General features: G+C 34.9%; 6 protein-coding genes and 7 pseudogenes. 6 read left to right on the top strand and 7 right to left on the bottom strand.

What is annotated here, in order from left to right:
- The first annotated feature begins 42 nt into the window (after positions 1–42).
- The 3 genes and pseudogenes from OOK82_RS01520 to OOK82_RS01510 form a co-directional block, all read left to right on the top strand.
- Positions 43–670, top strand: a pseudogene (locus OOK82_RS01520) (IS6 family transposase).
- A 163-nt stretch (positions 671–833) separates the two neighbouring features.
- Positions 834–1,502, top strand: a complete 669-nt coding sequence (locus OOK82_RS01515) for a septal ring lytic transglycosylase RlpA family protein (protein WP_012481726.1) — start codon at positions 834–836, stop codon at positions 1,500–1,502.
- Positions 1,503–1,821: 319 nt separating this feature from the next.
- Positions 1,822–2,005: pseudogene (locus OOK82_RS01510) on the top strand (IS630-like element ISWpi11 family transposase); the annotation flags it as partial.
- 29 nt (positions 2,006–2,034) lie between these two features.
- Here OOK82_RS01510 and OOK82_RS01505 read toward each other — a convergent pair.
- The 3 genes and pseudogenes from OOK82_RS01505 to OOK82_RS01495 form a co-directional block, all read right to left on the bottom strand.
- Positions 2,035–2,855, bottom strand: a pseudogene (locus OOK82_RS01505) (IS630 family transposase).
- Between the two features lie 61 nt (positions 2,856–2,916).
- A pseudogene (locus OOK82_RS01500) lies at positions 2,917–3,230 on the bottom strand (transposase); the annotation flags it as partial.
- 122 nt (positions 3,231–3,352) lie between these two features.
- Positions 3,353–3,514 (bottom strand): hypothetical protein, encoded by a 162-nt coding sequence (locus OOK82_RS01495; protein ID WP_264686405.1) that lies wholly within the window; start codon positions 3,512–3,514, stop codon positions 3,353–3,355.
- 171 nt (positions 3,515–3,685) lie between these two features.
- On the opposite strand from OOK82_RS01495, the pseudogene OOK82_RS01490 reads away from it, so the two are divergent.
- The 3 genes and pseudogenes from OOK82_RS01490 to OOK82_RS01480 all read left to right on the top strand — a co-directional run.
- Positions 3,686–4,096: pseudogene (locus OOK82_RS01490) on the top strand (helix-turn-helix domain-containing protein); the annotation flags it as partial.
- Between the two features lie 237 nt (positions 4,097–4,333).
- Positions 4,334–5,643 (top strand): annotated as a pseudogene (locus OOK82_RS01485) (IS110 family RNA-guided transposase).
- Positions 5,644–5,862: 219 nt separating this feature from the next.
- Positions 5,863–6,117 carry a transposase family protein gene (locus OOK82_RS01480; protein ID WP_264686406.1) on the top strand — a complete coding sequence of 85 codons (255 nt, stop codon included), beginning with the start codon at positions 5,863–5,865 and terminating at the stop codon, positions 6,115–6,117.
- A 16-nt stretch (positions 6,118–6,133) separates the two neighbouring features.
- Here the strand turns inward: OOK82_RS01480 and OOK82_RS01475 are convergent.
- The 4 genes and pseudogenes from OOK82_RS01475 to OOK82_RS01460 all read right to left on the bottom strand — a co-directional run.
- Positions 6,134–6,654 (bottom strand): annotated as a pseudogene (locus OOK82_RS01475) (IS6 family transposase); the annotation flags it as partial.
- An 82-nt stretch (positions 6,655–6,736) separates the two neighbouring features.
- On the bottom strand, positions 6,737–8,125 hold the full coding sequence (gene fumC / locus OOK82_RS01470; protein WP_264704320.1) for a class II fumarate hydratase: 1,389 nt from the start codon (positions 8,123–8,125) through the stop codon (positions 6,737–6,739).
- A 191-nt stretch (positions 8,126–8,316) separates the two neighbouring features.
- Entirely contained in the window at positions 8,317–9,723 is a 1,407-nt protein-coding gene (locus OOK82_RS01465; protein WP_264704319.1) for an ankyrin repeat domain-containing protein, read from the bottom strand.
- Between the two features lie 215 nt (positions 9,724–9,938).
- Positions 9,939–12,857: a PD-(D/E)XK nuclease family protein gene (locus OOK82_RS01460; protein ID WP_264686408.1), complete on the bottom strand. Its 2,919-nt coding sequence runs from the start codon at positions 12,855–12,857 to the stop codon at positions 9,939–9,941.
- Positions 12,858–12,878: the final 21 nt, after the last annotated feature.

Genomic DNA, 12,878 nt, shown 5'->3' with positions numbered 1-12,878 from the left:
GTAGAAAGAAGAATGATATAATTGTCTAAAAAAAAAGCAAAGATGTTTCGTATCAATCAAAAATTGTTGCCATATTTCAAAGGATTTAGCTTTTCAGCGGATGTTATCTGTATACATGAAATGTCGATTCTCTTTGAGCTATCGAGATTTGGAAGAAATGATGAGTATAAGGGGAGCAAAATGCTACGTTACAAAGGTGGGTTATCACCACTGATAGATGAGGCAGTAAGGAAAAGAAAGAAGCAGGTTGGTAGTAGTTGGAGAGACTTACATTAAATTAAACGGTAAATGGGTTTATTTATATACTGTAGACTTCCTCTTGTGTGTTAGTAGAGACAAGTCTGCAGCACTTGCATTCTTTCGTAAAGCCTTCAGGAGTAACTATCTTCCTGAGAAAATTGTAATTGATAAAAGCGGCAGTAATACTGCTGCTCTTGATGATTTGAATGCAGAAATTTCTGAAGATTACAGTTCTTCAAATAAAATATCTAAATAATATTGTTGATAGATTTATCAAAAAACTAATAAAGCCAATGCTTGGGTTTAAAAGCTTCCATTCCGCCAAGATTACCATCACAGGCATAGAAAATATTCGTATGATTCAAAAAAGACGAATTATTAAAATAATGTTTCTACTTTTGAGAATTTTGCTATGTTAATGGCTTCATAACTCCTATAATCCCACCTTTAATGATCTTCTTTCCTATGGTTTATAGATGCGACAGAACCTTTTTTAGTGCTGTGCATATTTGGCAGTAGACGTTTACTTATTACTAAATTTATTATAGTATAATTTAAAATCCTCATGGTATCGAACCATTTCACTAAGTACAATGATAAAAAAACTAGCCTTTCTATGTCTAATATTCGTTTTGATGAGTAGTTGTAGTTTTAGCAATAGGTGTAATCACACTGCAGGTCATTATAAAATTGGCAATAGCTATACAATAAATGGTATCACCTACCACCCAAAATACTGTAGCTGTTACGAAGAAGTAGGAATAGCATCGTGGTATGGAATAGAAGATCATGGCACAATTACAGCCAACGGTGAAGTGTTTAATCGTCACTTGATTTCTGCAGCACATAAGACCTTGCCCCTACCCTGCTTTGTTCGTGTTACTAATTTAGAAAATGGAAGAAAGCTTGTTATAAGAGTTAATGATAGAGGGCCATTTGTTGAAGGTAGAATAATAGACTTGTCAGAAAAAGCAGCACAAGTTTTAGGACTTCATAAGTCTGGGCTTGCGAAGGTAAAAGTCGAGTACTTAAGAAAGAGGTCAGAACAATTGATACAAAATACTCCTCATTACAAAAGGCAATATGAAAAAGAAATGCAGAAACGTCACCCAAAACAAAACAATGCAGAAAGTAAGGGATATGTAGCATTTTTTGTAAACGCTCAAGTAGCTAAATCAGCTGCATCAAAGCTTCGTAATCAAGGAATAGAAAATGTTAGATTGCTTTTCAAGAATGATCAATATTGCGTAAAAGTAAGTTAAAACCTGCATTACAGATTGTGTAGCATGCCAGAAACTATTTGACAAATGAGAATGTTCCAAAAGCATGTGCGTCAAGTTGAGAAACTATCGTGAAATATAGCAATATTTAAGATTGGTATTTTATTTGTTACATTTCAGGTAGTGACAGCTACCTCAGCTAGAGCTGTAAAAAATAATCTACCACTCAAGAAATTTCATTAAAAAAATAGCATAATCTTTCTCGGGAGTGTTAAATAAACTGTGTCAAACCGAGAAGTATAGCTCTTTTCATAATAGTCCAAACGAGGTAAAATAAGGTTTTATAGTAGTGAAGGTAAGGATGCCAGCAGCATATAGTTATAAAAAAAGCAATGGAAGCACTAGAAGAAGGAGAAAGCAGGGAAACGGTGGCAGCAAGATTTAAAATTGGAAGAACTACGTTATGGGAGTGGCAGCAAAGAAGAAAAGAAACAGGAGATTTTCAGTCAAAAAAACTTGGAAATGGAGGTTATAATCACAAAATTATAGCCCTTCCCATAATAGTCCAAAAAGGTCATAAGAAAGAAGAATCGACAGCATGACGAAAAGATTTGAATAAAGGAATGTTTTTCCTGGTTCTGTTTTTTATAGCAAACCAATAATGTTCAATTTTGTTAAAATCTGGAGAATATGGAGGAAGATATAAAATTTCTGCACCAACTCCTTTAGCAAATCTTATTAGACTTATGAAAAGTAGCATTATCAAGGATAACAGTTTGTCCAGGTTCCAAAATCGGTGTCAGAAACTGCTCAAACCATTTATTAAAGATATCCATATTGCAGTGGCCTTCAAAGGTTAACGGAGCAATTATTTTTCTTCCACTTAAGGCTGCAACCATGCTAATTCGTTGAGTTTTCTTCCCAGATTTTAGGGCATAAAACCGCTGTCCTTTCTGGCAATAACCATAGGTTCAGTGTCCAGACTCATCTATATACACTAATTCTTTAGGTTCTTTTGTTGCTATAACCTTTGAAAATTGAGCTCGCTTTTCTTCATTTCTTTCTTTATATCTGTAGGTCTTTTTTTTCTTGTGAATCCTATATTTTTAAGTGCTCGATGAATTGTTTGTCTACTAATATTGCCCCAGCATCTCTGACTGAGTTTTGCCACCTTGCTCATTTGCAAATTCGGCAAATGCATTCCAGTCGGTAATTTTATGCCACGCTTCCAGGCTTTTTTGACTGAAAATCTCCCGTTTTCTCACGTCTTTTCTTCCACTCATATAAAGTTGTTTTTCCGATCTTAAATCTCTTGGCAACAGTTTCTCCACTCTCTCCTTCATCCAATGCTTCCATTACCTTTTTTCTTAAGTCATAACTATTTGCTACTGGCATCCTTACCTTCCACTACTATCAATCCATCTTACTCTTTTTGGACTATTATGAGAAGGGCTATACTTAAAACCTTTGCTTCAAGTTCGGTTGTTTGCCTTTTTCTGACTACTTGTGGCTCGAAACTTCCTTCTCTATCTCTTGGTGTCAATAGTTCAAATACTTGTCCGTAAAGTCTTTGAATTTCTTCGGTTGTTTTCTTCGCTTTCAGCTGACAAATGGTTTTCTATCTCGCCTTCCCTCTAGCAGTTTTTTTATAAATGGTGTTAATGCTCCATCTCTTCCTGTCAATGGTCTTCCTTCTCGTATAGATGATAAGATATTTGTTTCTAATTCTTTATAGTCTACCAAACCGGTAGTTGTGTTTGCTTGACTCATTGTCAAACCTCCATTTTTTTATCAATTTATTACTTTACTTCTCGGTTTGACACAGTTTATTTAACACTCCCGGGCCACTTGAAACTGATTTTTCTTTGCATTCCAGTTATGCAAGAAATCTATTATATAATATTATTATCACCCTCTTGATAGTTTGTTAGCTCCTCTCCTCCTGAGTTACTTGGTGCAATTATTTGATCAGATTCAGTTGATGGTTCATCAGATCCAAACAACCATGAAAAGAAATTACCAAAAAATGACCCTATTAAAGAAAAAGGCTTCATAAGTATACTAAACAAGTTACTAAAAAAAGAACTTTCTGTCTCTGTAGATTCTGGAGTAGAAGCAGCATAAGCTTGTACATCTGTTTCTTCTAAAGACCTGCTGCAAAAGGTGATTGAAAAAATGATGTGAGAGAGGTAGAAGAAGAATAAGCAGATCAAGTAAGGAAAAAAATGAGCTTTAGTTACTATAATATGAAAAAACACCCAAGAAACTTTCGTAATATAACAGGTTTAACTATAGAGGAGTTCGAAAAGGTGGTGGAAAAAGTGAGGTCTGGATGGGAAAAACTTGAAAAACAGAAAAAGTGTCATGGTAGAAGATCAAAACTACCAACTCTGGAAGATAAGTTGTTTTGCGTAATTTTGTACTATCGCACTTACATAACGCATAGATTTTTAGGATGCCTATTCAATGTACACAACGCAAATGTATGTAGGTTACTTAAGAGAATAGAGCCATTACTCGCCAAAAAAGTGACTATAACAAAAGATAGAAGTATGACGCCAGAAAAAATACTGAAGATTTTGGCTGATGTTACAGAACAGCGCCGGACAGATAAAACCTGTCAAACCAAAAAGAAACTTCCTAGCTGAGTGTATGGCAAATTTTATGTATAATTTTGTAGAGAAGAGCTTTTTGCAGTTATAGCCGAACTGTGCAATGGTGCCTTAAGTGCCCGTAGGACAGCGTGGCTTTGGAGGAACGGTCGAACCACTGATTGAGCCTTTTGGGCTACCTCGATTAGAAGAATGTATAACTCAACCGTCCCAAGCTTAAGCACTTCTCAATTATGGATTATTATATAATGGAGATTAAAAATGGCAAAGTTCAAAAGTAAATTAGAGATCTAATGCAGCAGGAATCGATGTTGGCTCGGCTGTACATTATGTATGTGTACCCGAAGGAAGCGATGAACAACGTATACAAAAATTTAGCTGCTTTACGGAAGATCTCTACAACATAGCAAAATGGTTGAAAAAATGTAAAGTTAATACAGTAGCCATGGAGTCAACAGGAGTGTACTGGATTCCTTTGTTTCAAGTACTTGAATCACACGGATTTGAAGTAAAACTGGTAAACGCAAAACATGTTAAAAATGTACCTGGGAGAAAATCAGATGTGCAAATGGATTCAACAACTACACAGTTACGGGTTACTCCAAGGGTCATTTAGGCCAGATGATCAAATGTGTGTATTGCGTAGTTATGTTCGGCAACGTAAAAATTTAATTGAAAATGCTTCTACACATACTTTGCGTATGCAAAAAGCGCTAACACAAATGAATATTCAACTACATAAAGTTATAAGCGATACAACTGGTGTAACTGGAATGCAAATTATTAAAGCAATAATAGATGGTGAGAATAATCCTGAAAAATTGGCTGAACTAAGAGATGGACGAATAAAAAGTGATAAATCTGTTATTGCAAAAGCATTAGCAGGAAACTATAGAAAAGAACACCTATTTACATTAAAGCAAGAATTTGAGCTATATAATATTTATCAGGAAAAAGTAGCAGAATGTGACAGGAGCATTTAAGAATATTATAAAACATTTGAGATAAAGTCTGATGAGAGTAAAAAGTTAGGTGAAGAGAAAAATAAGCACAGAAAAAGTAAACCAAACTTTGCTTTGCATGAAGAATTATATCGAGTAACTGGTATAGATTTTACCAAAATTCCTGGATTGGATATACTAACTGTACAAACTATCATTTCGGAAGTTGGTATTAACTATAATAAATGGCGATCAGAAAAGCATTTTACTTCGTGGTTGGGGCTAAGCCCTGCTAATAAAATTACAGGGGAAAAAGTGTTTAGCACAAGAACACGTAAAGTCATTAATCGTGCCGCGAATGCATTTCGAATGGCTGCTCACTGTGTATCAAGAAGCAATAGCGGAATAGGTGCATATTGTAGAAGGTTAAAAAAACGACTAGGTGCACCAAAAGCGATTACTGCTACGGCAAGGAAATTAGCATGTATCTTTTATAGTATGTTGAAGTATGGACAAGAATATGTAGAAAGAGGAATAGATTATTATGAAACACGTTACAAAGAGAAAGTTGTAAAAAATTTAATCAAAAAGGCACAGGAATTCGGTTATATCTTAGTTCAACAGGAATAACTAATGGGAAGTTTCTTAGAAGCAAATACAGAGACCAGAAGATAGTAAAAAAAGTATATTCAGGAAAAAAAGAACCAACACCATGAAAACTGAATCGAAGAAGTAGGAAGAATGTTATCAGTGTCAAAGCCATATCGTGTAGTGATTTTCGCATAAGGAAACAAGAAACCACTTGATAGCATAAAACATGCCGATTCTGGATATCAAGGTTGGCAAAAATTGCAAAGCAATGTTATAATTCCATATAAAAAGTATCGTAAAAAGCCATTAACTCCAGAGCAGAAAGAGCATAATAGAAGATTAGCATCATTTAGAATGAGAGTAGAAAATAAGATCCGTGAGGTAAAAGATTATGTCCCATGTTTACCGCAATTTTCAGAAAAAATACAACCTGAGATTATTGCTGGTATTGTAGCACGCCTTTTAGTTAACCTTCATTTTAGTCACCCTCCTTTCCTTCTTTTTATCGCTTGATTCGCAGCAGGTCTTTTGCGGAATGGAAGCTTTTAAACCCAAGCATTGGCTTTATTAGTTTTTTGATAAATCTATCAACAATATTATTTAGATATTTTATTTGAAGAACTGTAATCTTCAGAAATTTCTGCATTCAAATCATCAAGAGCAGCAGTATTACTGCCGCTTTTATCAATTACAATTTTCTCAGGAAGATAGTTACTCCTGAAGGCTTTACGAAAGAATGCAAGTGCTGCAGACTTGTCTCTACTAACACACAAGAGGAAGTCTACAGTATATAAATAAACCCATTTACCGTTTAATTTAATGTAAGTCTCTCCAACTACTACCAACCTGCTTCTTTCTTTTCCTTACTGCCTCATCTATCAGTGGTGATAACCCACCTTTGTAACGTAGCATTTTGCTCCCCTTATACTCATCATTTCTTCCAAATCTCGATAGCTCAAAGAGAATCGACATTTCATGTATACAGATAACATCCGCTGAAAAGCTAAATCCTTTGAAATATGGCAACAATTTTTGATTGATACGAAACATCTTTGCTTTTTTTTTAGACAATTATATCATTCTTCTTTCTACTTCCCTACAAATGCGACAGAACCCTAAAAAAGGTGGTAGTTTAACCTACCATCTCCTCTGGTTTCACTATCCTTTCAAACTCCTCCTCAGTGAGCAGTTGAAGTTTTGCTGCTGCTTCTTTTAGAGTGATATTTTCTTTATAAGCAAGCTTCGCTATTTTTGCTGCATTGTCATATCCTATATGCGTATTTAATATAGTAACTAGCATTAACGACTGATTTAGTAAATCCTTTATTCTTTCTTCGTTTGCTTTAATATCAACTACGCATTTCTCTGCAAAATTTAAACTTGTATCAGCTAAAAGTCTTATAGACTGCAAAACATTGTAAATTATCACCGGCTTAAACACGTTCAATTCAAAGTGACCATTTGAGCCACCAATTGTCACTGCAACATGATTTCCCATAACTTGAGCACATACCATAGTCACTGCTTCGCATTGAGTTGGATTCACCTTACCCGGCATGATTGAAGAGCCAGGCTCATTTTCTGGTAAAATTATTTCTCCAATTCCACATCTTGGACCAGAACCAAGTAACCTTATATCATTTGCAATTTTCATCAAGCTTACTGCTACTGTATTGAGTGCTCCACTGAGCTCAACTAAAGCATCATTTGCTGCTAGTGCTTCAAACTTATTTTTTGCTGAAATAAATGGAAAATTAGTGATTTTTGCCACTTCTTTAGCAAAATCCTCAGCAAAACCCTTTTTAGTATTGATTCCCGTGCCAACTGCAGTGCCACCTTGTGCAAGTTCATATACATTGCTTAGAGTTGACTTTACTCTCTCTATTCCCTTTTTAATCTGAACTGCATAGCCAGAAAATTCCTGCCCAAGTGTTAGAGGAGTTGCATCTTGCAGATGAGTACGCCCTACTTTTATTATATCTTTAAATTCATGAACCTTATTATTTAGCGCTTTATATAATTCTTCAAGATTGGGAATAAGCAAGCGGTCTATTTGTTCTGCTACTGCTATATGCATTGCTGTTGGAAAAGTGTCATTTGATGACTGACCACAGTTTACATGATCATTTGGATGCACTGGAGATTTACTACCTAAATCACCGCCCAAAATTTCTATTGCACGATTGCTGATCACTTCATTCACATTCATATTGGTCTGCGTCCCAGACCCGGTTTGCCAAACAACAAGTGGAAATTGATTATTAAATTTACCGTCTATTATTTCCTTTGCAGCTGAGCAGATTGCATCCCCTACTCTATTATCTATGCTACCCTGCTTCATGTTAACACGTGCTGCTGCAAGTTTTACTATTGCTAGCGCTTTAATCAGGGGCTCTGGCATTTTCTCTGTACCAATTTTGAAATTTTCCAAAGAACGCTGAGTCTGCGCTCCCCAGTAATGTTCACTTGGTACTTTTACTTCTCCTAAGCTATCTGATTCTATTCTAACTTTTTTATCCATATTTCCTCATTCTAGTGTTTGACATTACCTACATATATGATTAGTTAAATCAAATTGTATTTCAGTGTCAAGTTGAGACATTTTTAGTTAAGACCTTAGAAAACTTTCAAGCCATATCTTTTGCTTCTATTATTTTTTTATTGTTATTAAGGCAATCATGCAACCTTCAGCAATAAACCTACTTTCACTCTCTATAAGGCTATTCTACTTAGAGCTTGAATAGTGAAAACATCTTTAAGCGCAGAAGCTATACCTGTGTTTGCTTTCTCTTTTTTTACTTCTACAACTGTATAACCAAAAATTGCACCTAACGCTAGACTAATGGTAGCTGATGCTGCACAAACTGCAATCGCTGCTCCCGCAGAACATGATATTGTCATACCTGCAACATAACCTATTGCACCACTCACGCCAATGCAGACGTATTTCTTCCGCAGTTCTTTTTGTATGTAACCTTTCAGATATTCTTTTACATCTAAATGCCCGTTTCTAGTAGCATAATTCAGAGCAGTGTTTTCATAGCCATCTTTCACATTAACATTTGCTTTTGCTGTTTCTATCAGGTACTGTACTACCTCTAAATAGCCATTTCCAGCAGCCCACATTAGAGCAGTTCTTCCATAGTGATCTGTTGAATTAATATCTTCTTTCTGTTTTTCTATCAGGTATCTTACTGTTTCTAATTGACCATTTTTGGCAGCTGAAAATAATCCTGCATGATTGTTAATCATTTGTGCAAATGATAATGTTTTTAGTTTAGGGGGTTGTAACTCTTGAGTATTAAAGTTTAATTGTGCTGGAACAATTTCTACTTCAAGCTCTACATGTTCTCTTGTGAAACGATCAAGTAGCCTTTTTACCTGATCAATTGTTTGAATTCTTACCTTATAATACCGCGATAAAGAATTGATTATTTCCCTGTTGTTAAGAAAAAATATCACTAATTCTATTTTACCTGTTAAATCTTTAGCATAGATTGAGTATTCTATATTTAATCTATCTTGTGAAATATTTCGTATTGTCTCACTCTCTGTCCAAATTCTTACCTGTTCATTAATTCTCTTACTTACAAGAAAATTATATAATTCACTATCTTCTTCCTTCATTTTATTGAGCTCATCCTTACAGTCATACCAATAAGATGATAACTCTGGTATGCAAGTAGGAAGAGGCAAGCGAGGTATTGACATATCAAGATTAGCTATTAAATGATATCTAGTTAGAAGCTTTGCTACCTCCGTATGGCCATTTATAATAGCAAATGTTAGAGCAGGGAATTGACCTTTATGTTTCACATTTAAATTAGCTCCATTTGCTATTAGAAGTTGTATGACCTCAAGATGACCATTGGCAGCAGCATGAATTAGAGCAGTTATGTTTCCCGGAGATTCTGCATTAACATTTGCTCCCTCTTCTATCAAGTATTGTAATATCTCTAGTTGACCATTGTCAGCAGCCCATATTAAAGCAGTTCTCCCATAATCATCATCTATTGTATTAATAATTGCTCCACCCTGTATAGCTTGCTGAACAAAATCTAGCTGTCCTTTTTTAGCAGCATCAATTAGCTGCGCATTTAGCTGTTTTTGTGATGGCATATACCCCTCCTAAAATAAATATACAATTTAAAGCTATTTTAGCCACTATTCAAGTTTTAATGGCTAAAATTGATTGAATCACTTTTTAGTGTTTTTTTATGGTTGTTTGAGTCTAGCAAAGATGAGTCTATATCACAATCTAGTAATTCTCCTACTGCACTTAGTAAACCAGCTGTACAACCAGCTATTTTGATCTGGATGAGAGGAGATATAATTTATAACCACTCCCCTATCCTTTCTAGTTGTTTGTAGATGTTAAATCTCAGGAATTTATCAAAATAAGGAGAGGCAATGAAGGGAGTAGTATCTCTTAAATAATTAGATAAGAAATCTGGTAGAATATTCTGAAATTCATGCATTTTTTGTCTATAATCTTTCAAAGCAATAACCTTTATTTTATCATAATCAAGTTTCCAATAAGCAAGCTCCGAGACTTCTTTTTTTGTTGTGTATTCCACTGCTAAAGCTTGTAAAATTAATTGCGGGAAAAATCCTGACATAACTTCCTCATTGGAAGGTGGTGAACCAAGTTTATAGTCTATAATTGCTACTTGCCCACCTGGTAGATACTCAACTCTATCACATCTTGCTGTCAATAAAATTTCTTCTGTCATTCGAGTATCTGACCAGCTCTTATTACACAATTGTCTGGTGTGTTCATTTGCAATCAAATTTTCTGGATCCAAGTAGTCAAGCACTGGGATGACACCCTTATTCTTAGTGGAAGTTGTACAGCATCCGCGCAGTTGTGTGTCACGCGCTGGAATATGAAATATCGGATAGGAAAAGCTCTTCTCCAACTCAACTTGATTGTTTCCAGTCCTATCAAACTCAACAAAAGATTGAATTATCCTCTGCAACCTTACCCACCACATATTTGAAAAGTGGAATCGATTAGACGAGAATATTTCTCGTGCAATACTCATCAGCGACTTTTCGTTGCGTAAATATCTTGCAAGAATATTGTGTACCATAGTGCCAAACTCCAATATCGATGGCTTAAAATTTAAGTCTTTCAACTGTCTAAGGTTCAGTATGTATTCAACATAAAATGAATAAGGGTTACGAATCAGTTTTTCTACCGCACTGCAAGACATCACTTGCATTTTTTCTTCTCTGACTTTGGCTTGAGGTTTTGGCATAGGCTGAGTACATGGAACAATGCACTCAGGTGTATTTAATATTCTTAGCCAATTGCGATAAGGATATTTTGGTTCTTGTAACAGAACTTCCAAACGGCGCAATAGAATTGATTTTCTATCACTCACTAGCCTCGTAATATAAACCTTGCCGGCACCAAATAAATTGCGCAAAGTATACAAAAAGTACCCTTGCTCTTCTTGCACAGAATGAAGGTTAAATTTTTCTCTATTCAGTGCACTCAAAAACGGATTCTGAAAATTTGGTATATCATTAAATCCAGCAAGTATTACAACTTTATTTTGATATAAGCTAAATTTATCAAAGTTATTTTCTGGAGAAAAAAACTTCCTTTTTAAAAATAATATCAGGATTTGACTATATAACTCTAAGGAACACTCAATTGCTATACCGTCACATGCATTTAAGAAATCACGAGTAAAATTACCTATTTCACCATTTAGCTCTAGAAAATTCACATTAGAAAGCACATTAACACACTGTAAATGAGCTGCTGCTATATCAGAAATAGGATAATTTATAAGATTAAGTAAAAGATTAAATATAGTTTCTAATCTACTGATAATAATTAATATATCTTCTTTATATCTTAGCTTTTTACAAGTACTAATAGCGTTGATAATATCCTTAAGACCATTTATATCAAAGCTACGCAATACTTCTATCTCAAACTCAGATAAAATACGAGTGTACTCTTCTTGAGCGTAACCAAAAGTCACTAGCCTATGTTTAAGAAGAGAAAGCAATGCCACACCGTTCCATTTTGAGTTCAAAATCTCAATACTATAAAGCAGAAGCGTCACATAAGAATAGTTTTTCGATATGGGGCACACCATACGAACTGCAAGTAATTTATCAAAAACAAACAAAGAAACGTTTTCATAACCTTCATTCTCCATAATTAGTGACGTCACCTGTGCTTCTTCCTCTCTGGAATCACAAGTGATGACTTCAATATTGCCAATATATCCATTACTAACTTTACTTAGATCGGCAGTTGTATCAAAGACATAATCTAGTTCAGGACTGCCTGTCATCACAGCCCTCTGATTTTTAGTGTACGAACATTGTAATTTGCAGGTAATTTGAGTAGTAGATGATGTCATTCCAGTGCTTGACACTGGAATCCAGTTTCTATTGTACAGCAACCTGGTGCACTCATTTAAAGTTAAGTTTTCTGGATCCGAGTGTCTGGACACTGGAATGACATCAGAACACGCTTCTGGCAGAAAACTTACATCCTCTCTGCCTATACTTAAATAATCGAGCAGATCTTTCAGGCAATATTGATAATGTTTTTTATCAAGTGATTGCCAATCTTTCTCTTTAATTTTCAAATTCAGATTAGGTAAAATTATCTTTCCAAATGGCAGGTCGTATACAGCTTTAATCAACAACTTATAAATCTCCTCCTTTCCAATTCCAATAAAGATCATATGCTGATCTTTCTTCAGGGAGGCTATCATATTGTTTATGTAGTCACTCTTATGCTTTAGTATATCTACTACTCCTAAATTTTTTAAAGTGTTACTCCAAGTTTTGATAAGTAAGTTTATGAAATTCTCCATTTTCTTCGAATGCTCATCAAGCTGATAACAATCCGCTATTTGGGTATATTGAAGTAATGACGGCAAACTGTAAACTAGATCGATTGGAAAACTATCATTGTGTTTTTTATTCCACTCCAATATAAATTGAATGAGTAGCAGCGTTCTCTTTGTCGGGTTAATAACTTTAACTCTATCAAGATTTAATATTAAATCTTCTTCATCAATGTTTTCTAGTGAAACTATCTCTGGCAAAATTATAGTTCTGTAATTCTTGAATGCACTCAGCAATGCTATCACATCCCTCTTGCAGGGAAGTATGATCTTTATCTTGGGAATTTTTTCTCTTTCATATTCAGAAAATATGTGCTGAACCAGCACATCAAAAAGGGACTCATTCACATTAACAGTAAAAACTCTTCCCACTAACAGTAACAATTAATACAA

Source organism: Wolbachia endosymbiont (group B) of Apotomis betuletana, from assembly GCF_947250475.1.
Classification (GTDB): Bacteria; Pseudomonadota; Alphaproteobacteria; order Rickettsiales; family Anaplasmataceae; genus Wolbachia.
The sequence above is the reverse complement of the archived record's forward strand: the minus strand, read 5'-3'. Positions and strand labels throughout refer to the sequence as shown.